We start from the raw sequence: 26,600 nt of genomic DNA, 5'->3' as shown, positions 1-26,600 counted from the left end.
AATGCTCCTATCTCACTTTTTTAAATCCAGCAATGAAGAATCCATCAGAACCGTAATCATCTGGAAAAATCTTGAGATAGTCTTCACGTCGGTCCGCTTGAAGATTTAAATTAGTTTTAACTTTAATTTCTTCAAACTCTGGATGCTTTTCAAGAAAATCTTTTACGTTCTTGGAATTTTCTTGGTTCAAAATAGTACAAGTACTGTAAACTATTTGTCCACCAACCTTTACTTTAGCAGCAACGGAATCCAAAATTTCCCCCTGAACAACAGCCAATTCTTCAACATCTTCTAGTGATTTTTCGTATCTAATTTCTGGTTTTCTTCTAATTAGACCTAAACCAGAACAAGGGGCATCGACTAAGATTTTATCGAAAACGTTATCTTCATAAATGTCACCAACTTTACGGGCATCACACGCATGAACTTCAACATTTTCACTGACACCCATCCGTTCAGCATTTTCCATAATTTTATGCAACTTGTTTTCATGTAAATCAAGAGCTACGACTAATCCAGTGGTTAAATGCTCAGCAATCTGGGTGGTTTTCCCCCCTGGTGCAGCACAAGTATCAAGAATGTAGTCATCGCCATCAATGTCCATTGATTGGACGGGTAACATCGCACTTTCGTCTTGAATGGTGTAAAAACCTTCTTTAAACAACGCCGTATGAGCAGCAACTCCATCTTTAAGCACTAAAGCATCCGCCGCTACTTCACTATCACGAACTGTAAAACCGATCCGTTCTAGTTCTTTAACTAGAGCTTCCTTTTCGATTTTCTTAATATTAATGCGAATTGATTGATTAGCTGGTTGGTTAATACTCTTTAAAATTGATTCAGTCTTTGCTTTTCCAACTTGATTATTTAATTGTTTAATAATCCAAACTGGGACACTTGCTTCAATTGACTGTTTTTCAATTGCATTCACTCCAGTGATTTGTGGTAGACCATCTCGATCAATTTTGTGTAATACACCCGTAACTAATCGTCTAATTCCATCATGTCCTCTAAATTTAGCAATTTTAATAGATTCATCAAAAATTGCTCGATTGGGTACTTTATCGAGATAAATCATTTGATAAATAGCAGTATACAGCAATTCTTTAACCCAGTTTTGTAATTTACCAGGATGCTTAACTAATTTACTAACATAATACTCAAAAGTAAGACGATGTTGAATTACCCCATAAACAATATTAGTAAATAGACGGGTATCTTTTTCTGACATCTTAGTTGAATCAATTACGTTATTAATTTGTAAATTAGAATAGGCACCATCTGAAATTCGTTCTAAAGTTTTAACTGCCAAGTACCGTGGATTGTTGTTATTATCTTTCGTCAATGAATTGATCTCCTCTAGCTAACTTTTGATTTCCGTTTAAGAAATCAGTAATGGTTTTTTTCGGTTTACCAGCTGTTTGAACTTCATTCAATTGTAGAATTGAACCATTTCCAGCAGCAACTTGTAATGTATGTTTATCTCTGTACACGACTTGCCCTGGTTTTAAATCAGTCGTTTGGTCAATGACACTGGTATTCCAGATTTTAAAGCGTTTGCCACCAACAAAAGTATAGGCAATTGGATCAGGTCTTAATGCTCTAACCTTACAATCAATTAAACGCGCAGGTTGTTTAAAATCAAGGACTTCTTCTTCTCGTTTAATATTTGGAGAAAAGATTACCTTGCTTTCGTCTTGCTGAATGGGATTAATGTCTCCCTCAGCAATTTTAGGCAAAGTTTCTAATAACAAATCACGACCAACCTTACTTAGTTTTTTAAACATACTGGCAGTATCGTCTTTATCTGTAATTTCAATTGCTTGTTGTGAAATTATATCACCAGCATCCATTGCTTTAACCATGTACATAATAGTAATTCCAGTTGCTTGATCGCCGTTCATAATTGCATATTGAACGGGCGCCCCGCCACGATACTTTGGTAACAATGATCCATGAACATTAACCGCAGCAATCTTAACTGCTTCAAGTAATTTAGTTGGTAAAAACTGGCCATATGCGGCAGTTATAATGAAATCTGGTTGCAAAGCAATGATTTTTTGCATAGCTTCACTACCACTTAGCTTTTCTGGTTGATAAACCGGTAAATTCAAATCCACTGCTACTTGTTTAACAGGAGTTGGAATTATCTTCCGTTTTCTTCCAACTGGACGATCTGGTTGGGTAACTACTGCTTTAATATCATATTTTTCATTTAGGGCTTGTAAAATTGGAACACTAAATTCTGGTGTTCCCATAAAGACGATTGACTTCATATTCGTTTCCTCCATTACATAAAGTTAACTGGTTCAGAATCAATAGCAATTCGAAGACCTTTTCGCGCTTCTTGTTGTGAACTTTGTAAAATTTGCTTTAAAGCAGGACTTAATTTTTTGTCAACTTTATACTTAATAATTATTTGATAATAATAACGATTTTTAATTCGCGCAATTGGACGAGGTGTTGGTCCTAAAATCATTGTCTTATGACTTAACTGCGTTTTAAGATACTTTAAGATTTCATAAGACTTCCCTGCAGCTTGTTGTTCTTTTGTCGAACTAACCGTTAATTTAACAGTAAAATAATATGGTGCATAGCCAGCTAAATGTCTCAATTTCATTTCCTTTTTATAAAAGGTCTCATAATCTTGTTTTTTAACTAGCTGAATTGCATAATGCTCTGGATTAAAAGTTTGAATAATAACTTTACCTGCTTTATCCGCTCGTCCAGCTCGGCCTGCTACTTGAGTTAATAAATCAAATGTTCGTTCACTAGCTCTAAAATCCGGCAAATCTAAACCTGTATCAGCATTTAAGACTCCTACCAAAGTTACATTAGGAAAATCTAACCCTTTAGCGATCATCTGGGTTCCTAATAATATGTCTGCTTTTTGCTCGCCAAATTCATTTAAAATACGTTCATGGGCTCCTTTTCGTTTAGTCGTGTCAACGTCCATCCGTAAAATTCGTGCTTGAGGTAAGATTTTGGCAAGTTCTTGTTCAACTTTTTCCGTTCCAGTACCAAAATAACGAATGTTATGACTATGACATTTCGGACAAACATTTGGAATTGGCTCTTCAAAACCACAATAATGACATTTCATCGTATGGCTATCTAAATGCATTGTAAGTGAAATATCACAATTAGGACACATCAAGACATAGCCACAGTCACGACACATCATAAATGAAGAAAATCCACGCCGATTAAGCATTAAAACAACTTGTTCATGTTTAGTGAGTTTTTCATTGATAGCCTGAAGTAATTCTTCAGAGAAGATATCGCCGCTTTTTGCGACTTCTTTAGTCATATCGACAATTTCAACTTCGGGAAGTTGTTGTTGATTAACTCGTTTTGTCAATCTAATAAAGTGATAGACACCCTTTCCCGCTCTTGCACGAGATTCTAATGAAGGAGTCGCACTCCCTAAGACAACGGGACAATGATGGTATTTTGAACGCCAAATTGCCACGTCACGAGTATGATAACGAGGGTTTTCATCTTGTTTATAACTAGTATCGTGTTCTTCGTCTAAAATAATAATTCCAATATTCTGTAAGGGAGCAAACACGGCAGAACGAGCCCCTACTACTACCTTAGCATTACCATCTCTAATTCTTCGCCATTCATCGTATCGTTCCCCATTGGATAGTCCACTATGAATAATGGCAACTTGATTTCCAAACCGATTTTTAACCCGATTAACCATTTGTGGAGTTAGAGCAATTTCTGGGACTAACATTAACGCCTGTCGTCCATCGTTTAAAGCCGTTTGAATATTTTGTAGGTAGATTTCCGTTTTACCTGAACCAGTTACCCCCTCAATTAGGAAAGTTTCTGTCTTTTTCTTTTTGATTGCCTGATCAATTTCTAAAACAGCTTTTTCCTGTTCTGGAGTTAAGCGTTTAGGATGATCTCGGACGAGTTCATGTTTATAGGGATTACGATATTTTTCAACTTGGATTTTGTTTATCCATCCCTTATTAAAAAAAGCTTTAATCGCTGATGGCGAAATACCGTCTTTTTCAATGATTTTTTTTTGGACTAATTTTTCTTTTGGATGTTTTTCCAGAAAATCCAATAAGTGATGTTGCGCAGAGGCATTGGTTTTTAAATGCTTTCGAACTCCACTAAAATCATTAATTTGGTTTTGAATTGCTAATTCAACTTTGGATTTAGCTTCGTTCTTCACCACGTATTCGATTTCAACATCACCTTTTTTTTGCATTAAAATCAATTGATTAAGTTCTTTTTCAGTGAAATGTTTATCATCGAAGGGTGTCATCAAATTATCAGAAACTTTTTGATTTAATGCTTGATTTGTTAGCGAATGATTTTTCTTAACGGCTTTAGCGTATTTGGCTTTCATCACATTAGGAAGCATCGTTAATAAACAACTGATTCGAAAAGCGTAGGTTTTATCAGCAAGCCATTTTGATAAATCTAATAATTCTTCATCTAAGACTGGCTCAAAATCCATAATTGAACTAATTTCTTTTAACTTCGCTGGGTCTTGATTAGTTAGTGGTTCAATTCCAACCACAAAACCTTCAATTTTTCGATTTCCTTTTCCAAAGGGTACAACTACACGCATTCCCTTACTTAGAGATGATTGTAAGTCCTTTGGAACTAAATATGAATATGGTGAGTTAGTTTGCATGGTAGGAACATCTACAATAATATTTGCAATTTGCATCTATTCCCTCCTAACTAGTCCAATTGTTGTTTAATCACATTAATAATTGTTTTTGCAATTTTTTCTTTACTTTCAATTCCAGTTTGTTTTAAAATTCCATTTTTATTCATGATCGTTACTTGGTTATCATCACTACCAAAACCGATTTTTTGATTTGATACGTCATTTAAAACAATCAAATCTAAATGTTTCTTTTCCAATTTTAACTTGGCATTTCGTTTAACATCATTGGTTTCCGCAGCAAAACCAATGATGACTTGGTTTGCTTTCTTCTGATCAGCAACTAACTTTAAGATGTCATCCGTTTTTTGTAAATGAAGAACAAGTTCATTACTGTCATCGCTTTTTTTTATTTTTTGTTTAGCAACGTGAACTGGCTTAAAATCACTTACGGCCGCTGCCATAATTAAAACATCATTTTTAGGTAATTTGGTTAAAATCGAATTTTTTAATTCATCACTAGTTTTAACCTTGATGAAGTTTATGTTTTCAGGAACTTGTAGATGACAATTTGCACTAATTAATGTAACATTAGCACCTTGTTTTACTGCAACATCAGCTAAAGCATATCCCATTTTTCCAGTTGAGCGGTTAGAGATATAACGAACTGGATCAATGTCTTCAATTGTTCCCCCAGCAGTAATTAAAACATTTTTGCCGGACAATAGTTTAGGATTATCAGATGCATAAATTGTTTGTACAATTTCTTCTGGTTCAATCATACGTCCTTTCGCTTTATAACCCTCAGCTAATCTACCATATTCAGGATTTAGGATTTTAATTCCATTTTGCTCTAGAGTTTCAATGTTTTTTCGGGTAGCAAAATTATTCCACATTACATCATTCATTGCAGGAACTACATATTTTGAGGTATCAGTCGCTAATAAAGTGGTTAAAGCAAAATTATCGGCAATCCCATTTGCCATTTTTGCAATAAAATCTGCTGAAGCTGGTGCAACAACAGAAATATCAGCCCACTTAGCTAATTCTATATGATCAATAGTTTCCCCATGATTAGTAAAATTGGATTCAGAATAGACAGGACATTTAGCTAATGAAGCAAAAGTTAACTGCGAAACAAATTTTTCAGCAAAAGGCGTCATTACAACTTTAACGTCTGCCCCTTGTTTTTGGAAAAGACGCAACAAATACACCGATTTATAAGCAGCGATACTTCCTGTTACATATAAAACTATTTTTTTATTTTGCATTACGTCCCCCAGAGTTTTCAATATCTTAATTATACAATAATTACTAATAAGATAAATAAAAACCACTACGCGAACGTAATGGTTTACTGGTTATTTATTATTTTCAGGTTCAATTTTTAAGACACCGGCAGCAATTTCTTCAAGTGCCATTCCAACTGACTTAACATTTTCATAATGTGAAAGCATTGGGGTTGCACATTGATCTAATTCTTCAGCACGTTTACTAGCAAGCATAATAAGTGAATAACGTGAATCTACAATTTCTAATAATTTATCAATTGATGGGTATAACATTAAATTTCATCTCCTAAACTATCAAGGTAATCTGGCATTACACGATTAACCTTTAATCTTTCACTTTTAACAATATCTTTAATTTGTTCAACAGCATTTTTAATTTTATCATTTACAATCGCATAATCATAGTTTTGCATCATTCGAATTTCTTTAGAAGCTTTTTGAATTCGTTTATTAATGACCTCTAAATCATCAGTTCCACGACCAACTAGACGGCTTCTTAGTTCTTTAATGTCTGGAGGAGTTAGGAAAATAAAGACTCCGTCTGGACAATTAGCACGAACTTGAAGTGCACCATTAACTTCAATCTCTAAAAAAACATCATGACCAGCATTTAACTGTTCGTTTACATAATTCAATGGTGTTCCATAGTAATTATCGACGTACTTTGCATATTCAAGCATTTCGCCATTTTTAATGTTTTCTTCAAATTGTTCTTTTGAAACAAAATAATAATCTACACCATTTTTTTCGCCTTCTCTAGGGTTTCTGGTAGTCATAGAGATTGAGTAATTAAAATCAACTTCAGGGTCCTCAAATAGTGCTTTTCTAACTGTTCCTTTTCCAACACCAGACGGTCCTGAAAGAACAATTAGCATTCCTCTTTTTGCCATTAAAACAGCTCCTTCAATTTTACTTAGTACGAACATTATCGCTTTTTTACTAGTAATAATCAAGATATTTTAGATTAAAAATTAATTTTATTTGTGTTTTTCAGCATCAGCTAATTTTAAAAGCTCTTCAGCATGATCAATTGCTAACTTCGTGACGGTTGCCCCAGCAAGCATTCTTGCTAATTCTTTAACGCGTGATTTACCACTAAGCAACTCAATACTAGTTTCAGTACGGTTATTAGCATCAACGTGTTTAGCAATATAATATTGATGATCAGCCATCGCCGCAACTTGAGGGAGATGGGTAATACACAATGCCTGTGATTTCATACTAATATGATGAATCTTTTCAGCAATTGCTTGTGCCACTCTACCAGAAACTCCAGTATCTACTTCATCAAAAATAATTGATGTAACCCCTTGAAGTTTAGAGAAAATAGTTTTTAAAGCTAACATAATTCGTGAAAGTTCCCCACCAGATGCAACTTTATTAAGTGGCTGCATAGCCTCTCCAGGATTGGTTTGAATATAAAATTCAACAGTTTCAACCCCTTTAGAAGAAAAAGTATCCTTAGGTAATTGTTTAAAGTGAACTTCAAATTCGGTCTTATCCATATATAAGTCTGACAACTGTTGTTGGATCTTATTTTTAAGTTTTTTAGCCCCTTGATGTCTAATTTCAGTAAGTTGACCACCAAGTTCATTTAAATCAGAAATACATTTTCTTAGTTGGGTTTCTAAATCACTACCACTATTTTCTTCTGACTGCATTTCTTGTAATTCAGCTGAAATTTTTTCGTAGTATGCCAAAATTTGCCGAATTGAATCTCCATATTTGTGTTTCAATTCATAAATTGTACTTAGACGAGCTTCAACTTCTTCCAAACGATTGGGATCAAACTCCAAAGTATCCATTTGATTAGAAATTTCTTTACTGGCATCTTGTAACATATAAAAAGCACTTTTAATGTTTTCTGAAATTGAAGTAAATGAATTATCTAATTCCTCAATATCTTCAATAGAACTCATTGCATCACCAATCATATCTAAGGGACTTATATTATCGTCGCCTTCGATGTTTGTTAATGCTTGATTTAAGTTTTGGTTAATAGTTTGAAAATTATTTAAACTATTTTTTTCTGCAACTAATTTTTCTTCCTCACCATCAATTAGATCCGCGTTTTCAATTTCATTGACCTGATATTGTAGCATGTCTAATCTTTGGGCCCATTCTTTTTCGTTTTGGTTCTTATTAGCAAGTTGTTTTTTTAATTTAAGATACAAATGGTACTGTAATTGATATTTTTCTAATACATCTTTTAATTTTGAACCAATAAATTCATCTAACAACAAAATATGTTTATCGTTTTGCATCAAAGTTTGATGTTCATTTTGTCCATAAATATCGACTAAAGTTTCTCCAATTTTTTTCAACGTATTTGTATTAACAAGCATGCCATTAACCCGACAGATATTTCGGCCATTTTTAAACAATTCACGTTGTAAGATTACACTATCATCATCGTGGTCAATTCCAAACTCATCTAATTTTGCTGCCGTAGTCCCATCGTGAGGAATATCAAATAGTCCTTGTAAAATTGACTTATTCGCACCAGTTCTAATGAAATGTTGCGAACCTCTTCCGCCAGCCAGTAAACCGACTGCATCAATAATAATTGATTTTCCAGCACCAGTTTCACCAGTTAGAGCTGTCATACCAGATTCGAAATTGATTGATAAATTGTCAATGATTGCAAAATCTTTAATTGAAATCTCTTTTAACAAAACGGTGCCTCCAATTAATTATTTAGGTTTTTATAGGCTCGATCTTGAACCTCTTTAGCAGAAACATTCGGATTAATACTAGGTTTTTCGGTTGATTTTAGGTGAATCAAAAATTCAACATTACCTTCTCCACCTTTGATTGGCGAAAAGTCTAAACCTAAAACGGAAAAACCAGAATCAATTGCAAAGCCAATTACTTTATTTATAACTTCATTGTGAACTTTAGAATCACGAACAATTCCATGTTTACCAACATTTTCTTTTCCAGCTTCAAATTGCGGCTTGATTAAAGCCACTACTTCACCTTCAGGTTTTAAAATATTTTTCAATGGTGGCAAAATCAAATGTAATGAGATAAATGAAACATCAATTGAGGCAAAATCTGGAAGCCCATCGGAAAAATCTTCAGGTTTACTATAACGAAAATTAGTATTTTCCATTACATGTACTCTCGAATCTGTTCGAAGTTTCCAAACCAGTTGATTGGTTCCAACATCAAGGGCGTAACTCATCTTAGCGCCATTTTGAAGCATAACATCCGTAAATCCACCAGTCGAAGATCCAATATCTAAAACTGTTTTTGAAGCGACTGAAATACCAAAGCTCTTTAAAGCTTTAGCTAATTTAAGACCGCCTCGACTAACATAAGGCATAACATTACCTTTTAAGTGAAGTTTAGTATCAACAGGGATTTTAACTCCCGGTTTATCCAACCGTTCTTCATTTTTTCCTAGAACATCACCAGCCATAACAGCTCTTTTGGCTTGTTCACGACTGTCAAACAAACCTTGTTTGACTAATAAAACATCAATTCTTTCTTTTTCGATTGCCATATTATCCTTTTCCAAATTGAAAATACGATAAAAATGATTTTAACAAATCAATTGACTGCGCATTTTCTAATTTTTCTAATTCTTTTATACAATTTTCCACAGTTTCACTAAGTTTTGTTTTTGCACCTTGCATTCCTAAAAAATTGACATAAGTATTCTTGTCAATATCTTCCTGAGTTTCATCAGTAGGAGCATCTAAAATATCATCATAAATTTGAAAAGCAATTCCAAAATTCCAAGCAAATTCCGATAAAGATTGTTGGTCTGCTTCATCTACTTTTGCCAAAACGGATCCAGCTAAAATACAGTAATGAAATAATTCACCCGTTTTTTTACGATCTAAAGTTTGTAAACCAACCAAATCCAAAGTCTTTTCTGCTGAAGTAACGTCAATAACTTGACCTTCTACCATTCCCTTTGGGCCAGCAGCATTTGATAACAATGAGACTAGCTTAATTCTTTGAGAAGCAGGTAAAGAATTATCCGATAACCAGGAAAAAGCTAAAGTCAATAACCCATCACCAGCTAAAACGGCAATATCATCACCAAATTTTTTATGGTTTGCAAGTTTGCCACGGCGATAATCACTATTATCCATCTCAGGCAAATCATCATGAATTAAAGAGTAGGTATGCAACAACTCAACTGCACAACTAATTTTAATCAATTCATCGGTGATTTTGACTCCGTACGATTCCAATACTGCTAAAACAAGTAATGGACGTAATCTTTTACCCCCAGCCATTAATGAATATTGCATCGAGTTTACTAATAGATTTTCATTTGATGAATTTTTAATTTCTTTACTTAAAACTGCATCAATTTTAGGAATATATTCAGTTTGAAATCGATTTAATTTTTTCTGATTAAATTTCATTAAAATGGTAAATCTCCACTTTCATTTGCTTTTGCTGGTTCTTGTGTTTCATAACCCTTATCACGTTTAAAAGGAACTTCTTCCCCATCTGGATTAACCATTTTAGTTAAAGTATTTTCGGCATTCTCCAAGGTCTTTTGCATTTCTTGACTTAACTTAACTCCAGTTTGAAATTCAGTTAAAGCTTTTTCTAAAGGAACATCGCCACTTTGTAATTCATTTACAATTTGTTCTAACTTAGTCATGTTTTCTTCAAATGAAACTTTTTTTTCTGCCATTATTTTCCACTCTCCTGGTTTATCTTGGAAACATCTGCTTCAATATTTCCGTCGCTTAAATCAACGGTAATTGTTTCTCCAATTTTAACATCGGTTAATTTTTTAATAATATGATTTTCGGAATCTTTTACCATCCCATATCCACGTGCCATGATCTTCAAAGGACTCAAATGATCTAATGCATCGACCTTATTCCGCAACTGGTCCTTTTTTGAAGAATAAATTGCTTTTATATTTTGTTTTAGATTGGCATCTAAGTACTTTAACTGATTTTGTTTATCAATTAGTAGATTATGAGGTGACGAACCAGCTAGTTTACTTCGTATAAGTACTAATTTATTTTCTTTTTGCTTTAGTTGCTCTTTGAATGCGCTCAATAATTTATCCGTTAATAAATCAGCTTGTTGACTATATGACTCGTATAAACGGCTTGGATCTTGAAAAACATAACTTTGTTGTAGGTGATTTAATCTTTGTTGGTCAATTTTGATAAGATTTCGCATTGAATTTTCTAAACTATTTTGTAAATTACGGATGTTTGAAATCACATCAGTTAACTCTGGCGATGCGATGACCCCAGCTTGAGTCGGAGTCGAAGCCCTTTGATCAGCAACTAAGTCAGCAATAGTATTATCTGTTTGGTGTCCAACGGATGAAATGATGGGGATTTTACTATCATAAATTGCTCTAGCAACAATTTCTTCGTTAAATGGCCATAAATCTTCAATTGATCCACCACCACGTCCGATGATTAAAGTATCAAAATTACCGTTTTGATTAACATTTTCGATTTGCTTAGCAATTTCTTGAGCAGCACCTTCTCCTTGTACAGCTGCGGGATAAAGGACAACTTGTATGTGTGGATCACGTTTACGAACTGCATCAATGATATCTCGAATTACGGCTCCACTTTGTGATGTCACAACGGCAATTCGTTTAGGATATTTAGGAATAATTTGCTTATGGTTTTCGTCAAATAAACCTTCAGCATAAAGCTTTTTCTTTAGTTGTTCGTAGGCTAAGTATAAATTACCAATTCCATCAGGTTCCATTGATTCAACATAAATTTGATATTGCCCACTCTTGGCAAACGAGGTAACTCGACCTGTAATGAGAACTTTCATTCCCTCTTCCGGTTCAAACTTAACTTTGGCAAAAGAACCTTTCCACATCACTGCACTGATTACGGAATGATCATCTTTAATAACAAAGTATTGATGTCCAGGACGTTTTCTCCAATTTGATAGTTCACCAGTTACGTAAACTTTACTCAAATATGGATCATTTTCAAATTTTTTATGAATATATTGATTTAAAGCAGTAACCGTTAAATAATCATGATTCATTATTAAAGTCCCCATTCACACATCTCGACAGTTTGTTGCATTAACGTGGCAATCGTCATTGGACCAACTCCCCCAGGAACAGGCGTTATATAGCCAATTTTACTTGTTTTAGGGTCGTAATTAACATCACCGACTAATTTACCATTTGAATCTAAATTTTGCCCTACATCGATTACATAGGCGCCTGGTTTAAAATCTTTATCTTCAAGAGTCTTATATTTTCCAACTGAAGAAATAACAATATCAGCAGCTTGGGTATAAGCTTTCAAGTTTTTAGTATGACTATGTACTACTGTAATTGTTGCATTTGCAGTCAACATCAAAGCCAACATTGGCTTCCCTACAATTGAACTACGACCAACAATTACCACCTTTGCACCATCTAGATTTACTTGGTATTTTTCTAGTAACGTCATTATTCCTTTGGGTGTACAAGCAACTGGATATTTTTCATCCAAATTTAAGAATAAATTTCCAATATTAATAGGATTAACGCCATCAACATCTTTTTCGGGTGAAATTGTATTAATTACTTTTTGTTCATTAATATGTTTTGGTAAAGGTGATTGAACTAGAATTCCATTAACCTTGGGATTACTATTCAATTTATTAATTGTATCAATTACTACTTTCTCACTAACATCTTCCGAAAAAGTCTTCATAATTGAATTAATCCCTAATTCATTTGCTTTCTTTTCCTTCATATGAACATATCTTCTACTAGCATCGTTATTTCCAACTAAAATAACTGCTATACCAGGGGTTACACCCTTTTTTGCTAGTTCACGAACTTTTTGTTTCGTAGACTCATTTAATTGTTTTGCGACTTTTCGACCATCAATTATTTTTACCATGTTGAATCCCCGCACTTCATTTTTAACTTAATTTTAGCATATTCCAAAATTAAACACCTTGATTAAACAAAATATAATTATAAAAAAAACAAGAATCCTACGATAGTAGCTTTTGAGCTGTTATCGTAGGATTCTTGTGGCGTTTGAGAATTATTTTTCAGTATCGTTCATAATTTTATCTAAGATAGCATTAATAAAGTTAATTGACTTGTCATCACTAAAATTCTTTGATAATTCAAGTGCTTCATTAATAGCAACTTTTGCTGGAACATTTTCTACAAATTTCATTTCGTAGATTGCAATTTCAAGAATGATTAAATCTGACTTATTAAGACGATTAAGCGTCCATTTTGAATCTAAATATGATTCAATAATTTTGTCGATTTTTTCTTTATTATCTTCAACACCATTAACTAATTCTTTATAGTAATCTGGTGCAACTGCTTCATCATTGTCAGTTAGATATTTAAAAAAATAATCTAAATTTAATTCATCATTACTTTGCATTGCAAATAAAGTTTGAAATACATATTCTCTGATTTGATGTCTGTTAATTTTCACTTTTTTCTCCATCATTGTCGAACAAGCTATCAGTATCAACTTTTGTAGCCTTTTCAGGAACTACACCTTCAACATGAACATTGACAGAACCAACCTGTAAATCAGTCATGAAAAGTAATTGTTGCTTAACTTGATCTTGAATTTGAAGTGCTACTTTAGGAACTGAAACTCCATAATCAAGGTAAACAAATACATCAACATCCAAGTTATCATCATCATTAAACACTAGCTTAACTCCGTGACTACGTTCTTTTCTACCAAATAATCCTTGAACACTTGAAGAAAAGTTGCCTCGCATTTTGTTAACACCATCAACATCAGTTGTTGCAATACTGGTAATCACTTCAATAACATTGGGTGCCACTTTAATTTTACCTAAATCACTTTTTTTATTATCTAAAGTAATAAATTGTTCTTCTGTTGCCATTTTCATAGCCTCCAATTCAAGAATAATTATTTTTTATTTACTTTCTTTGTCACGTGAAATGTAAGAACCATCAGTAGTATTGATAATTAATTTATCACCTTGGTTAACGAAGAAAGGAACTTGTAACGTAACACCAGTACTCATAGTAGCTGGTTTTGAACCACCAGATGCAGTATCACCTTTGATTCCTGGTTCAGTAGCAGCAACTTCAAGGCTAACAGTCTTTGGTAATTCAATTCCAAGAGTTTCACCCTTGTATTGCATGATTTGAACTTCCATGTTGGGTTGTAAGTATTTCATTGCTTCCTTACAATCTTCACGTGGAATTGTAATTTGATCAAAAGTGTCATTGTCCATAAATACTAAACCAGTACCATCATCATAAAGATATTGCATCTTCATAGTATTGATTTCTGCTTTTTCCATTTTAGCACCAGAACGGAAAGTTTTTTCTTGAACAGCACCAGTTCTTAAGTTCTTAAGTTTAGTACGAACAAAAGCTCCACCCTTACCAGGTTTAACGTGTTGGAATTCTAAAATCTTCCAGATTGCATTATCAACTTCGATAGTCAATCCGTTTTTAAATTTTGCAGTTGAAATAGCCATAATAAAGCCCCCTATATTTACTTTCAATCATATCAATTATAACTAGTCTAAATCAAGTGAATTAGCTAATTGCATAAAAAAAGACTCACGATTAAGCGAGTCTCAAATTTTTATTTACTTATTTGCAGTTTCAGCTTCTGGATAAACAGAAACTTGACGTTTGTCTCTTCCTAAACGTTCGAAACGAACGACACCATCAGCAAGTGCGAATAAAGTATCATCTGAACCACGTTTAACGTTAACACCTGGATAGATGTGAGTTCCACGTTGTCTGTAAATGATTGAACCAGTTGTAACAGTTGAACCATCAGCAGCCTTAGTACCTAAACGACGACCAGCTGAGTCACGACCGTTAGATGATGAACCACCGGTTTTATGGTGAGAGAAGAATTGTAAATTCATTTTAAGCATGTGCGATACACCTCCATATTAAAATTTATTGAACTTTAATGTATTGATCATATTGTTTTGCAATATCACTAATACCATTTTTAAAGCATAATAATAATGCTTGTACTCGAATGTTATCTAAATCTATATCTTTAATTGTTACAGCCAGATAACCGCCATTTTTTTCATCTTGATCAACCATTGGTTTAATACCAGCGACCTGGCTTAGACCATTAACCGTTGAAATTGATAGAACAGAAACAGCAGCACAAACAATATCATGCCCATACTCGCCAGAATCTGCATGACCAGATAATGTAAATCCAGTAATTAGATTTTTTTGAGAATTAAACTTTGCTTTAATCATAATAATTAAGCGTTAATTTTTTCAATCTTAACTTTAGTGTAAGGTTGACGATGACCTTTTTTAGAAGTAGAACCCTTCTTAGGTTTGTAACGGAAGATAGTAATCTTCTTTTGTTTACCTTGTTTTTCAACAGATCCTTCAACTGAAGCACCGTCTACTAATGGAGTTCCAACTTTAGCATTGTCTCCACCAACAAATACAACTTGGTCAAAAGTTACTTTGTCACCTGCAGCTGCATCTAATTTTTCAACGAAAATTGATTCACCTTCAGAAACTTTGTATTGTTTTCCACCTGTAACGATAATTGCGTACATGTACATGCACCTCCTTAAAATAATATGCTTAGACTCGCCATAGCTGAGCGCCGAAAACGGACTTAATACTCATAATGTGCGGTTGTAGCTGTGAGAGTTCACAAGTACAACATAGTTATTATATAATAATAAACTAAAAAAGTCAATAAAAAAAGAAATGCATTAAGTATTTCTTTTAAAAATGTCGCAGGAGCGACTCGAACGCTCGACCTACGGTTTAGAAGACCGTTGCTCTATCCAACTGGGCTACTGCGACATATTGTTCTTTAACAGAACAATAATAATTATATGAATTTTATAACCTTAAGTCAATAGGAAATTAAATAAGTTTCAAATCTTTTTCTATTTTTTTCTGAAATGCAACTTGAATTTCATTCTCAGTAAAATTCAAATCTGTTTTACCCCATTTAAGAAATAAAATCCATGCATGACGAAAAGCAATTACATCTTTCTCATAAAAAGATTTTAGCAACATATTCTCAATTGATAAATAAAGGATGTTCAACTGGTTTTTATCATCCTTGGGTAAAATGGTTAATCGCTTAGTTTCCTTTTCGCTTATAGATAGTTCATCTGTCCAATTACAAATAGTTGAAAGTAAAATAAAATCTTGCATCACTACAACCAGTTTTTCTAACCGTAATTCTTTAGATGAATCTGCAATCCCATCAATTTTAGTATAGTCTAGGCCGCAAACTTCCGCTAACTGTCCTAAATGAATATTCAAAGAAACTAAAATAGAAGATAAATGTTCAGTGTCTTTCCAAATAAATTGACGTTTAGCATCATACTGACGATATAAATTAACTGTTTGTTTACACATTGTTTCGATATTCAAAGGATCATCTCCACTTTCTGATTAATAAATCAATATCATTTATTTCATTTGGATGTTCAACTAAATTAAACCAATTAGTATTTAATTTATTTCTAAACCACGTTAGCTGTCTTTTAGCGTAGTGACGTGAATCAAGTTTAATTGCATCTATTGTAGCAGATAAACTTTGATGATTGTTAAAGTATGCATTGAACTCACGATAACCAATTCCTTTACATGCAGGATTATTTACCCCACCATTTGCATATAACCATTCGTTTTCTTGAAGCAATCCACTTTTCATCATCAAATCAACTCTCTGATTAATTCTTTGATAAAGTAACGCTCGATTACAATTTAATCCAATAATTAAGGCATCGTATTGTTTCTTCTGATTTTGCTGATCTGAGAATTTTTTACCGGTGGCTTTATAAACCTCTAAAGCTCTAATGATTTTACGAGAATTAGTTTTTGGAATTTTTATGGCTGCATCGGGATCAATTTCTTTTAGTTGACTCCACATATGTTCACTATTAGTCGAGGCTAATTCTTTTTCTAAATCGGCTTTTATTTTTTTATCAGAACTATTTTCTCCACCTAAAGCTAAACCATTAATCAAAGCTTGAATATAATAGCCTGTTCCCCCTGCAATAATTGGTAACTTTCCAGTACTAGAGATTTGATTAATTAGTTTCCCTGCATCATGAACAAAATCAACCACACTATTTTCCTCATCAATTTCTTTTGTATCAATTAAATAATGTTTAATTCCATCTTGGTCTTTTGTTTGGACTTTTGCAGTCCCAATATCTAATTTACGATAAATTTGTAACGAATCACCAGAAATGATTTCACCATTAAACTTTTTGGCTAATTTAATTGCTAAATCGCTTTTACCAACTGCCGTTGGTCCCACAATAATTAATATTTTTTTCATAATCTTCTTTTACCTCATAGCTGATACTGGATATATTACATTAAATAACGCATAATAAACATGGAAATAATAATATGGAGGTTAGTTTATTATGCATAAATTTGGAAAAGGTTTTGCTACTGGTGTAGCTACTATGATTGGTCTTACCGCCGGAGTTCTATTCTCATTTAAAAAAGCAGTAGTTGAACCAATTGAATCACAAGAACAAAAAGCTGAAGAAAACCGTAAAAAATCATTAAGAAAATCTGGTTCTTCACACTTAGGTTAACAAAATAAAAAACCTTATCACAATCGTAATGACGGTTATGATAAGGTTTTTATTTTACTCAAGAATCAATTTTAACCCTTTTTAACTTTTCCATCCCATTTTTGGTAACCTTCATCCAAGATGGAAATGTTTTTAAAACCTTTTTTATTTAAAAATTTAGCTGCTCTCATACTGAGTGTTTTAGTTTGATCATACAAAAACACTGGCAAATCAGGACGAAGATCAGTGTAAAAATTTTTAAAGGTTGAGTAAGCAATATTACGAGCACCCATAATATGACCATTAGAAAAAGCATTAGCTTCTCTTAAATCAATTACTTGAGCCTTTCTAATTCCTTGTCGAAACTCATCTTCTGAAAGAAATTTAGCATAGCGCTTAGTCCGAAATACATTAAAATAATGTACCGCTGACCAAAGTGCAATAATAACAACAATTGCCACTAAAAACATGGTAATTGAGTTCAAAAAACTGGCGAAACCAGACATTTAAATCTACCCCATTCTTTAGTAGTTTTTATCTAAACTGTAATGCCATTGATGCAGCACCAATTACTCCAGCATCATTTCCAAGTTTAGCTAATTTAATCTTAGTTGAGTCTCTAACTGATGGAAACGCATTTTGTTGGAAGTATTTAGTAGTAGGTTGTAATAGAGTATTACCCGCATTAGAAACTCCACCACCGATAATAATACTTGCTGGGTTTAACGTATTACCAATCATTGAAAGAGCTAATCCAAGATAGAAACAAATCCGATCAACGACTTGATTAGCTAAAATATCTCCATTATCTGCAAGATAAAACACAAGTTTTGAGGTAATCTTTTCATCACCATCATCAATAAGTTCCTTCAAACGTGATGTTCCATTGAATTCTTTAGCCATATCATCAGCTACTCTAACAATTCCAGTTGCAGATGCATAAGTTTCTAGACATCCATTTTTACCACAAGTACATAAATACCCATTTGGTTGAACAGTAATATGACCTATTTCACCTGCTCCACCGTTTACTCCATGAAGCAATTTACCGTTGGCAATAACTCCACCACCAACACCAGTTCCAAGAGTAGCGAAAACAATATCATCTTCGGTACTACCAGCACCTTTCCAATATTCACCAAGTGAAGCAACGTTTGCATCGTTATCTAAATCAAAAGGTAAACCTAGACCTGCTTGAATATCTTTACGAATTGGTTGGGTAGTTTTCCAGTTTAAATTAAAAGCTTCTGACACAGTTCCATTTTCACGATTAACAGCACCAGGAGTTCCCATTCCAATTCCAATAAAATCATCAGTTGTTTTACCTGAATCTTCAATATGTTTTGAAATTGATTTGATAATATTAGGAACGATATGACTTCCATTATCACTAATATCAGTCAAAATTCTCCATTTTTCTAAAACTTCACCATCTTCATTGAGAAAGGCCATTTTTGTAGTTGTACCACCTAAATCAATACCAATTAAACTTTTTGACATAACTATAAACCTCCACCGTTATTTAATTTTTTATTTTAAGTTCTTCAATCTTATGTTCATGAGTTAAAACTAATTTTGCTGAGACAAATTCTTTATTAGAAATAACCTTTGCTTTGTATAAATGATCAAGTTCCAAAGCCATCACTTCAATGTCCCAAATTCGTTTACCTACATAAACATAAATGCCAAACTTTTTCAAAAGTTGCTGCACATCATATAAAGTTTTCATACATAGCTATCATCCTAAATAATATCTTATTTGTGTAAATGATACAAACCAATATAGTACAATACCATTATAACAATAATTAAAGCGTTTGCATAAAATATTATGCATTTTTTATTTAAAGTTTTAAATCCCTTTATTCCTAAAACTAAACTAATCAAAATGCCACCAATTAATCCACCTAAATGACCGATTATGCTAATCGATGGAATAAATAAATCAAAAATAAAATTTAAAATTATAAAAATTAAAAATGTTTTTGCATTATTTTGAATAAATGTATTATTTTTCAAATTTAAATATAAAACAAAATAAGCACCAAACAATCCAAAAATAGAGGTACTACTACCCGCTGAAATTCCATTTTCAAAAGCAAAACTAAATAAATTACCTACGATTCCCGAAACTAAAAAAATAAACAAATAACGAAAATGACCATAATTTTTTTCTATTATACTGCCTAAAAAGTATAAAACAATCATATTTAAAATTAAATGTTGATATCCAATGTGGATAAAGATTGGTGTTATTAATCTCCATATCTGACCTGCTTTGATTAGAGGATTGTATTCAGCACCAAATTCAATTAAAACGTTATTATTACTGGTACCACCAGCAAATGTCATAAATATAAAATAAATGACCATTATTCCAATTAAAAAATATGTAATAATGGGTTTCTTAGCCAAACTATTTTTCATCATTAATTTCCTCAACTATTAAATTTTGAACTGGTACATCAGTTAATTCTGGGATCCATTTTGAATCAACTAGTTGAATTTTTCTAACTAAACTAACTGTTTTACCTTGATAATTTTGTAGATAACGATCATAAAACCCACCACCGTAACCAATTCTCTGATTATTTATTTTTGAAAATGCAATTCCAGGGACAATTATTAAATCAATTTCATTTTTTTTAATTGGTTCTTGTTCTCCATTAGGTTCTAAAATTCCAAATTTTGTTTTACATAAATCATTAATCGAGGTGAATTCAAAAAATTCCATCTTACCTTTTGCAAAAGTTTTTGGAATTAGGATTTGTTTCTTTTCAGCTAACCCTCGTTCGATAATTGGCATTGTATTTAGTTCATCATCAGTACTCATTGTCAAGGCCACTGTTTTTGCATCGTTCCATAAACTTGATTCAAACAATTTTTTATATAACGATTCTTCATTAATTGGAATTTTTTTCATTAAATTTAAAATGCTTTTTCTGATTTTTCTTTTCATTTTTTCACCATAATAAAAAAGATTTTGAGCTCTAGGCTCAAAACCTTTATTTTGTTTCGCGATGTAAAGTTGCTTTTCTTTCACGAGGGCAGTACTTTGTTAATTCTAAACGATCGGGATTGTTACGACGATTTTTAGAAGTTAAGTAATTGCGTTCGTGGCATTCAGTACATTCTAATGTAATGTGTACACGCATGGTAAATACCTCCAAACAGATGCTTTTTTAATTTATCAATAGTAACATAATTAATCATAACATTTTTTCAAAATAATTTCTAGCAATTATTCAAAATAATGTTAAGTAATTATACTTGACGCTTATTTTGGAGCATTTTCAACATCTTTCCAATAAGCATTTAAAATATCAGTTGCTAATTGACCGTTATTTCTACCAGACTCAGCAGGCATATTTGGCATTGCTAATGCAACAACCACTTTCGGATTTTTCGCTGGTGCCATTGCAATTAAACTAAGCGTAGTCGTTTGGTTACCATCGTAAAATGTTTGCGCAGTACCAGTCTTAGCCGCAATCTCTGGTTTTACAGTATTAAGAAGTTCTCCAGTTCGATATGGACTGGTTCCATGAACAACTTTATACATTCCTTGGAGAATAACATTTCTTTGAGATTGTGTCATTGGAATTTGATTTAAAATTTTAGGTCTGATTGTATCTTTAATAGCACCTAACTTTTTATTTTCTTTATTAATTCCTCGAATATTTTGTACTAGTTGTGGTTTCAAACGATAACCACCATTAGCAATTGTCGCAACATATTGGGCCAATTGAATTGTAGTATAGCCATCATAGTTCCCATATGATTCATCAAGTGCTTTACCAATATTAGCAAAACCTGTTGGTCCTTCAATTCCAGCTGATTCTCCTGGCAAATCGATTCCAGTTTTAACACCTAAACCAAATTGTTTAAAATTGTTTCTTAAGGTTTCAAAAATTGAAGGATTCATATCTAAGGCTGCACCTGGTACATATTTAAAACCTGCTTCTTTCATTGCTAACTGCATCATATATGAGTTTGAAGAAACTTCCAAAGCATCTTGGGCTGTTAATTGAATATTATGACTACCATTAGTGTTAAACCAAGATGATTTGACCCCGCCACCATTTTTGATTGGTTGATCAGTTTGCGTACTGTTTTCAGGGGTTATAATTCCTTTCATCAAAGCTCCAGATTCCATAGCCGGTTTTACCACTGATCCCATTGTAATGGGACGATTAATGACACCCACATCGTTTTGTGTAACTTTATTTGTTTTAGGATCACGATCTACACCAGCCATACCAATTACTCCGCCAGTGTAAGGATTCATTACGACAGCATAAGTACCAGTTGAATATCCACCAGCTTGGTCTTTTCTAACAATTTTTTGTAAATCATTTTGAAATTTTGAATTAATCGTAAGTTGCAAATTATCTCCATTTTGACCTGGATATTTAACAACCTGCGAAATAATTTGATTACTACTGTTAACTTTGAATTGAGTTTGCGATTTAGAACCTTTTAGAACTGGTTCATATTGTGATTCAAGATCACTAATACCAACTGATTCATTTTGTGAATATCCCTGAGCCAATAAGCTATTAACACGATCCTCTGGAAGACCAGATTTATTTGATGAAACCGATCCAGTCACAGTTTGAACTTCTTTTCCTTGAGGATAATTTCTCACCCAATTACTACCAACTTCAACTCCAGGCAAATCAGATTGATGTTCTCCAACTAACGACATTTCTCTATCAGATACGTGATTATATTTTATATAAGTAGTTGATAAAGTATATGCACCACTCATAGAATTAAAAATTGCGGCTGCATTTTTCATGTCATTAGTAACTGGAGTAATTTTGCCGGCTATAAATTTATTAATTTCTGCCTTTTGTTGTTGATTGGGACTCATTGAAGTAGCGCCGCTAATTTTCTTTTTAGCGCTTGCTTGATTTTCAGGATTTGCTAGATAATATTCTGCAATTTGTTTTTTAGTAAGTCGATTGGTAGGAACTGTAATATAGTCTCCTAATTTCGTTGCTGTTTGATACATGTCTTTTGATGATACGCTTGGCAATCTAGTATAAGTGATTGCCCTTTGGTTCTCATTTCCAACCATTAATTTTCCAGTTGCATCATAAATTTTTCCACGAGCTACATTACCATATTTAACATAATTACTGGTTTGATTCACGGTTGATTTGAAATAATTACCTTGAATAATTTGTAAATCAGCTAATTTCCAAATTAACACAATAAATAATAATCCAACTAATAAGAAAATCAAATTCAAACGAAACGGAATTGTATTAGACTCATTTGTTTGTCTTGTTGAACGTGTCCGCTTTTTGAAAAATTTTCCAAAAAAGTTACCCACAGCAGTTACCCCTTTTTATCATATAATTTTAAATTAAATTCATTTCATAATTTAAACAATTAGCTTAATTATCGCATTATAAAAGCGGTTCCGCAACAAACATAAATTAAAATTAAGTAAAAAGATGCTAGGCAAATTGCCTAACATCTTTTTTTATATTTAATCGACACCTAAAATTTCAACATGCATTGTTCCATCTGGAATTTCAATATCAATTTTTTCTCCAACCTTGTGTCCCAAAAGGCCACGAGCAATTGGTGAATCATTTGATACTTTCCCAGCAAGTGGATCAGCCTCAGCTGCTCCTACAATTTGATATTCTTCTGGTTCTTCGTCAGGTAATTCTTTAAATGTTACAGTTTTACCAACACTCACTTCATCAGAAGCAGTTTTAATATCATCAACAATTTGAGCGAACTGCAACATATGTTCAACCGTATTAATACGGCTTTCTAATAGTGCTTGCTCATTTTTTGCTGATTTATATTCTGAATTTTCTGATAAATCACCATAACTTCTTGCAATCTTAATTTGTTCAATTACATGTGGACGTTGATTAGTTTTTAAATCTTCAAGTTCTTTTTCTAGCTTAATTTGACCATCCTTGGTCATTGGATATACATCTTCAGCCATTTAAACACCTCATTATTTTATTCAACTTAAAATTAACATTAATCTCAAACTTTTTCAAACAAAATTATTAATAATCAATCAAAGAATTGGGATTATCATTACCAAAGATTGCCTGAACCTTTGTAACAAGCAAATCGATCGCCACAACATTCTTACCACCGCGGGGAATAATTATATCAGCATATCGTTTACTAGGCTCAACAAATTGATGGTACATGGGCCGAACGGTCGCTAAATATTGTTGAATAACTGAATCCAATGAACGACCTCTATCAGCAATATCACGCTTAATCCGACGAATTAAACGGATATCATCATCAGTATCTACGAAAACTTTAATATCCATTAAATCACGAAGTCGTTTATCATTTAAAATCAAGATTCCTTCTAAAATAATGACATCAGTTGGTTCTTGGATTTTAGTTTCTTTACTTCTCGTGAATTTTGTATAATCATAAACTGGCTTTTCAATTGATTTGTAATTCAATAAATCATTCAAATGCTTAACTAATAAATCATCATCAAAAGCATCAGGATGATCATAATTAACTTTTTTACGTTCTTCAATAGTCATATCAGATTGATCATTATAATATGAATCTTGTTGAATGATACTAATCGAGTGCCCAAGCAAACGTTGCAAAATTGATTTACTAACGGTGGTTTTTCCACTACTAGAACCACCTGTTACACCAATAATAATGGGTCTTTTTTTGGTTGCCATTTGTCAGTTTCCCTTCTAAATTGAAACTATCTAATTTCAACATCAAGTTCATCTTGAAGATGTTTAGTAATTTTAGCAACTGCTTTGTTTACAACTTCATCTTTAAGAGTTTCTTTAGGATTTTCAAAAGTCAAAGAATAAGCTAATGACTTTTTGCCTGCTGGAACGTGTTCACCATCATAAACATCAAACAAAGTAACTTTCTTCAAGAAGGCTCCACCACGACGTTTAATAATAGCATAAACTTGTGCATTAGTAATGTCATCATTAACTAGCATTGCCATATCACGACTAATCTTTGGAAATGGACTAACTTGTTGGTATTGTTGTTCACTTTTCTTAGCTGTAACTAATTTATCTAAGTCAAGTTCAAAAACAAACGTTGGCTTAATTTTGAAAGCTTTAGCTGTTGATGGGTGAACTTGACCAACAAATCCAATCACTTCATCACCAAGTTTTATTAAAGCTGTTTGTCCTGGATGCATTTCTGAAATTGAATCAGTTGCTTCATATGAAATTTCATCAGCTAATGATAATGTTTCAAGATATTTAGTCACAATTCCTTTCATTCCAAAGAAGTCCATTGGGGTAGCTTTTTGATTCCAAGTTGATTGAGCTAATGAACCAGAAATTGCTCCTGCAATGTGTTCAACTTCAGTTGGACGAACTTGATCAGCTTCGCGGAAAAATACCCGTCCTTGTTCAAAGAAAGGAACATCTTCAACGCCACGAGCTTGGTTATAGGCAATATCATCTAATAATCCCGAAAGTAAATTCATACGTAACACAGCATGATCATTAGTCATTGGCCATTGCAAATTGGTTTCATTACTATCATTTAGTAAAAACATCTTTGCCTTGGCTTCTGTAGTTAGCGAATAAGAAATTGCATGAGTAAGTCCTTCTCCAAGCAAAATTTTACGAGAATTTTTGATTAATTGTTGTTTAGGTGTAAAACTTCCTTCAGTAGTAACGGTAACTGGTAGTGTTACAGGAATATTATCATACCCATAAATCCGAGCCACTTCTTCAATTAAATCAGCATCAATTTTAATATCCCAACATCTAGTTGGAACGGTAACCAACATCTCATGATCTTTATTTTCAACTGTAAAGCCTAGACGATGGAAAATATCAGTAATTTCTTTCTCACTTAACGAGGTTCCTAAAACGTGATTAATGCGTTCAGCAGAAATTGAAATAGTAACTGGTTTAACAACTTCGTCACTTCCAATAACCACTCCTTGGCTAGCACGTCCATTAGCAAGGTCTTGAATTAATCCAGCTGCATAGTTTAATGCATTTTCTACATTGCCTTTGTCGATTCCACGTTCAAAACGTTGAGATGCATCAGTATGAAGTAATTCTTTTTGAGCCATCTTACGAGTCGCAACTGGAGCAAAAACGCCAGCTTCAATTACGATATCAGTAGTATCTTTAGTAACTTTAGTATCATTTCCACCCATCAAACCTGCTAACCCGACTGGCTTTTCAGAATCTGCAATAACAACATCTAGTGCCGATAATTCACGTTCTTCTTCGTCTAAAGTTGTAATCTTTTCACCTGGTTTAGCTCGACGAACTCTTAAATCACCATCAGCAATCTTACTTAAATCATAAGCATGTAAAGGTTGTCCCAATTTCATCATTACTAAGTTAGTAATATCTACTACATTATTAATTGGTTTAATACCTAAATTCCATAATTTAATTTGGAGCCATAATGGACTTGGCTTTACTTCTACATCCTTAACTACCTTAAGCTTATAGATAGGAGCAAGATCTTCATCCGCATGAGCCTTAATATTGGTCTTGGATTCTGTTTGCCCTAATTCCTTATCCGCTTTTTCATCAAAGTTAACTTTTTGATCAAAAACAGCTGCTAAGTCATAAACAGCACCACGTAAACTTAACATATCACCACGATTAGGGGTAACGTCTAAATCAATTAATGGGTCGTTCATACCAAGATAATCAAAAACCGAATCACCTAATTTAGCATCATCTGGTAAAAAGTAAATTCCATCTTTCCATTCATCAGGCACAACATCTTTAGGAAAGCCAATTTCATCTAATCCACAAAGCATTCCGTTTGATTGCACACCACGCATCTTGGCTTTTTTAATTTTGATGTTTCCACCAACCCGAGCTCCGGATAAAGCAACAATTACTTTTTTACCTACTTCAACATTGGGTGCACCACAAACAATTTGAAGCGGTTCATCTTCACCAACATCAATTTGGCAAATGTTTAAATGTCCAGCATCGGGATGTTTTTCAAAAGAAATGATTTTACCAACAACAATTTTTTTAAGCCCGTCACTTCTTTTAGAAACAGAATCTACTTCAACGGAAGTTCTTTCAATTTTTTCACCCAGATCTTCTGGAGAAAGATTAATGTCTAAATAATCTTTAAGCCAATCATATGATAATAACATTTCAATTCCT

31 protein-coding genes, 1 tRNA gene and 1 other annotated feature are annotated in these 26,600 nt (G+C 33.0%); of the genes, 1 reads left to right on the top strand and 31 read right to left on the bottom strand.

All coding sequences use genetic code 11. The annotated features are described in order from the left end of the window. Window positions 1-7: 7 nt before the first annotated feature. The 21 genes from rsmB to miaA form a co-directional block, all read right to left on the bottom strand. Entirely contained in the window at window positions 8-1,354 is a 1,347-nt protein-coding gene (gene rsmB, locus PY770_RS03505) for a 16S rRNA (cytosine(967)-C(5))-methyltransferase RsmB (RefSeq protein ID WP_163600898.1), read from the bottom strand. Further along, window positions 1,332-2,276 (bottom strand): methionyl-tRNA formyltransferase, encoded by a 945-nt coding sequence (gene fmt, locus PY770_RS03500; RefSeq protein ID WP_103428739.1) that lies wholly within the window; start codon window positions 2,274-2,276, stop codon window positions 1,332-1,334. Before fmt ends, rsmB begins: the two co-directional genes overlap by 23 nt. Window positions 2,277-2,290: 14 nt before the next feature. Beyond that, window positions 2,291-4,696: a primosomal protein N' gene (priA, locus tag PY770_RS03495; protein WP_275045780.1), complete on the bottom strand. Its 2,406-nt coding sequence runs from the start codon at window positions 4,694-4,696 to the stop codon at window positions 2,291-2,293. Between the two features lie 14 nt (window positions 4,697-4,710). Next, window positions 4,711-5,907, bottom strand: coding sequence for a bifunctional phosphopantothenoylcysteine decarboxylase/phosphopantothenate--cysteine ligase CoaBC (gene coaBC / locus PY770_RS03490; protein ID WP_168848095.1), 1,197 nt, complete (start codon window positions 5,905-5,907; stop codon window positions 4,711-4,713). Between the two features lie 90 nt (window positions 5,908-5,997). Further along, window positions 5,998-6,201, bottom strand: a complete 204-nt coding sequence (rpoZ, locus tag PY770_RS03485) for a DNA-directed RNA polymerase subunit omega (protein ID WP_275045779.1) — start codon at window positions 6,199-6,201, stop codon at window positions 5,998-6,000. Continuing rightward, on the bottom strand, window positions 6,201-6,818 hold the full coding sequence (gene gmk / locus PY770_RS03480; RefSeq protein WP_056957593.1) for a guanylate kinase: 618 nt from the start codon (window positions 6,816-6,818) through the stop codon (window positions 6,201-6,203). The genes rpoZ and gmk overlap by 1 nt, the downstream gene beginning before the upstream one ends. 87 nt (window positions 6,819-6,905) lie before the next feature. Next, on the bottom strand, window positions 6,906-8,603 hold the full coding sequence (recN, locus tag PY770_RS03475) for a DNA repair protein RecN (protein WP_163600888.1): 1,698 nt from the start codon (window positions 8,601-8,603) through the stop codon (window positions 6,906-6,908). Between the two features lie 14 nt (window positions 8,604-8,617). Beyond that, on the bottom strand, window positions 8,618-9,430 hold the full coding sequence (locus tag PY770_RS03470; RefSeq protein ID WP_163600899.1) for a TlyA family RNA methyltransferase: 813 nt from the start codon (window positions 9,428-9,430) through the stop codon (window positions 8,618-8,620). A 7-nt stretch (window positions 9,431-9,437) separates the two neighbouring features. After that, the gene (locus PY770_RS03465; protein ID WP_225424467.1) at window positions 9,438-10,313 is read right to left on the bottom strand and encodes a polyprenyl synthetase family protein; all 876 of its coding nucleotides are present in this window, start codon (window positions 10,311-10,313) and stop codon (window positions 9,438-9,440) included. Next, window positions 10,313-10,591 (bottom strand): exodeoxyribonuclease VII small subunit, encoded by a 279-nt coding sequence (locus PY770_RS03460; RefSeq protein ID WP_103428734.1) that lies wholly within the window; start codon window positions 10,589-10,591, stop codon window positions 10,313-10,315. Before PY770_RS03460 ends, PY770_RS03465 begins: the two co-directional genes overlap by 1 nt. Beyond that, window positions 10,591-11,937: an exodeoxyribonuclease VII large subunit gene (gene xseA, locus PY770_RS03455; RefSeq protein ID WP_275046081.1), complete on the bottom strand. Its 1,347-nt coding sequence runs from the start codon at window positions 11,935-11,937 to the stop codon at window positions 10,591-10,593. Before xseA ends, PY770_RS03460 begins: the two co-directional genes overlap by 1 nt. A gap of 2 nt (window positions 11,938-11,939) precedes the next feature. Beyond that, complete coding sequence (locus PY770_RS03450; RefSeq protein ID WP_103428733.1) at window positions 11,940-12,791, bottom strand: bifunctional 5,10-methylenetetrahydrofolate dehydrogenase/5,10-methenyltetrahydrofolate cyclohydrolase; 852 nt, start codon at window positions 12,789-12,791, stop codon at window positions 11,940-11,942. Between the two features lie 150 nt (window positions 12,792-12,941). Beyond that, the gene (nusB, locus tag PY770_RS03445; protein ID WP_056957598.1) at window positions 12,942-13,352 is read right to left on the bottom strand and encodes a transcription antitermination factor NusB; all 411 of its coding nucleotides are present in this window, start codon (window positions 13,350-13,352) and stop codon (window positions 12,942-12,944) included. Further along, window positions 13,342-13,779, bottom strand: a complete 438-nt coding sequence (locus tag PY770_RS03440; RefSeq protein ID WP_014081936.1) for an Asp23/Gls24 family envelope stress response protein — start codon at window positions 13,777-13,779, stop codon at window positions 13,342-13,344. Before PY770_RS03440 ends, nusB begins: the two co-directional genes overlap by 11 nt. 33 nt (window positions 13,780-13,812) lie before the next feature. Further along, window positions 13,813-14,385, bottom strand: a complete 573-nt coding sequence (efp, locus tag PY770_RS03435) for an elongation factor P (protein WP_041817717.1) — start codon at window positions 14,383-14,385, stop codon at window positions 13,813-13,815. A gap of 114 nt (window positions 14,386-14,499) precedes the next feature. Then, a complete protein-coding gene (gene rpmA, locus PY770_RS03430; RefSeq protein ID WP_014081934.1) occupies window positions 14,500-14,796 on the bottom strand; it encodes a 50S ribosomal protein L27 in 297 nt (98 codons plus the stop codon). A gap of 25 nt (window positions 14,797-14,821) precedes the next feature. After that, window positions 14,822-15,142, bottom strand: coding sequence for a ribosomal-processing cysteine protease Prp (locus tag PY770_RS03425; RefSeq protein WP_014081933.1), 321 nt, complete (start codon window positions 15,140-15,142; stop codon window positions 14,822-14,824). 5 nt (window positions 15,143-15,147) lie between these two features. Beyond that, entirely contained in the window at window positions 15,148-15,456 is a 309-nt protein-coding gene (gene rplU, locus PY770_RS03420; protein ID WP_041817715.1) for a 50S ribosomal protein L21, read from the bottom strand. Between the two features lie 20 nt (window positions 15,457-15,476). Beyond that, window positions 15,477-15,550, bottom strand: a sequence feature (ribosomal protein L21 leader region). A gap of 88 nt (window positions 15,551-15,638) precedes the next feature. Next, a tRNA-Arg gene (locus tag PY770_RS03415) sits at window positions 15,639-15,712 on the bottom strand. A gap of 63 nt (window positions 15,713-15,775) precedes the next feature. After that, window positions 15,776-16,294, bottom strand: coding sequence for a hypothetical protein (locus PY770_RS03410; RefSeq protein WP_103428732.1), 519 nt, complete (start codon window positions 16,292-16,294; stop codon window positions 15,776-15,778). 4 nt (window positions 16,295-16,298) lie between these two features. Beyond that, the gene (gene miaA / locus PY770_RS03405) at window positions 16,299-17,210 is read right to left on the bottom strand and encodes a tRNA (adenosine(37)-N6)-dimethylallyltransferase MiaA (RefSeq protein ID WP_014081930.1); all 912 of its coding nucleotides are present in this window, start codon (window positions 17,208-17,210) and stop codon (window positions 16,299-16,301) included. A 91-nt stretch (window positions 17,211-17,301) separates the two neighbouring features. On the opposite strand from miaA, the gene PY770_RS03400 reads away from it, so the two are divergent. Continuing rightward, a complete protein-coding gene (locus PY770_RS03400; protein WP_014081929.1) occupies window positions 17,302-17,478 on the top strand; it encodes a DUF3042 family protein in 177 nt (58 codons plus the stop codon). Between the two features lie 71 nt (window positions 17,479-17,549). Here PY770_RS03400 and PY770_RS03395 read toward each other — a convergent pair whose 3' ends face one another. From PY770_RS03395 to pheT, 10 genes are all read right to left on the bottom strand, one after another. Next, the gene (locus PY770_RS03395) at window positions 17,550-17,963 is read right to left on the bottom strand and encodes a rhodanese-like domain-containing protein (RefSeq protein WP_103428731.1); all 414 of its coding nucleotides are present in this window, start codon (window positions 17,961-17,963) and stop codon (window positions 17,550-17,552) included. A gap of 28 nt (window positions 17,964-17,991) precedes the next feature. Continuing rightward, on the bottom strand, window positions 17,992-18,957 hold the full coding sequence (locus tag PY770_RS03390; RefSeq protein ID WP_103428730.1) for an ROK family glucokinase: 966 nt from the start codon (window positions 18,955-18,957) through the stop codon (window positions 17,992-17,994). A gap of 22 nt (window positions 18,958-18,979) precedes the next feature. Continuing rightward, on the bottom strand, window positions 18,980-19,186 hold the full coding sequence (locus PY770_RS03385; protein ID WP_103428729.1) for a YqgQ family protein: 207 nt from the start codon (window positions 19,184-19,186) through the stop codon (window positions 18,980-18,982). A gap of 26 nt (window positions 19,187-19,212) precedes the next feature. After that, window positions 19,213-19,887: a rhomboid family intramembrane serine protease gene (locus PY770_RS03380; protein WP_318530827.1), complete on the bottom strand. Its 675-nt coding sequence runs from the start codon at window positions 19,885-19,887 to the stop codon at window positions 19,213-19,215. Continuing rightward, complete coding sequence (locus PY770_RS03375; RefSeq protein WP_041817711.1) at window positions 19,874-20,416, bottom strand: 5-formyltetrahydrofolate cyclo-ligase; 543 nt, start codon at window positions 20,414-20,416, stop codon at window positions 19,874-19,876. Before PY770_RS03375 ends, PY770_RS03380 begins: the two co-directional genes overlap by 14 nt. Window positions 20,417-20,462: 46 nt before the next feature. Then, window positions 20,463-20,612 carry a 50S ribosomal protein L33 gene (gene rpmG, locus PY770_RS03370; RefSeq protein WP_014081923.1) on the bottom strand — a complete coding sequence of 50 codons (150 nt, stop codon included), beginning with the start codon at window positions 20,610-20,612 and terminating at the stop codon, window positions 20,463-20,465. Window positions 20,613-20,734: 122 nt separating this feature from the next. Next, window positions 20,735-22,795: a peptidoglycan D,D-transpeptidase FtsI family protein gene (locus PY770_RS03365; RefSeq protein ID WP_103428727.1), complete on the bottom strand. Its 2,061-nt coding sequence runs from the start codon at window positions 22,793-22,795 to the stop codon at window positions 20,735-20,737. 159 nt (window positions 22,796-22,954) lie between these two features. Further along, window positions 22,955-23,428 carry a transcription elongation factor GreA gene (greA, locus tag PY770_RS03360; RefSeq protein WP_014081921.1) on the bottom strand — a complete coding sequence of 158 codons (474 nt, stop codon included), beginning with the start codon at window positions 23,426-23,428 and terminating at the stop codon, window positions 22,955-22,957. Between the two features lie 67 nt (window positions 23,429-23,495). Continuing rightward, window positions 23,496-24,152, bottom strand: coding sequence for a uridine kinase (gene udk, locus PY770_RS03355; protein ID WP_103423353.1), 657 nt, complete (start codon window positions 24,150-24,152; stop codon window positions 23,496-23,498). A 26-nt stretch (window positions 24,153-24,178) separates the two neighbouring features. Next, window positions 24,179-26,590: a phenylalanine--tRNA ligase subunit beta gene (gene pheT / locus PY770_RS03350; protein WP_103428726.1), complete on the bottom strand. Its 2,412-nt coding sequence runs from the start codon at window positions 26,588-26,590 to the stop codon at window positions 24,179-24,181. Window positions 26,591-26,600: the final 10 nt, after the last annotated feature.

The sequence above is a fragment of the Fructilactobacillus sanfranciscensis genome, assembly GCF_029023685.1.
In the GTDB taxonomy this organism is placed as follows: Bacteria; Bacillota; Bacilli; order Lactobacillales; family Lactobacillaceae; genus Fructilactobacillus; species Fructilactobacillus sanfranciscensis.
Note: the sequence above shows the minus strand (reverse complement) of the source record. Positions and strands in the feature narration are given on the sequence as shown.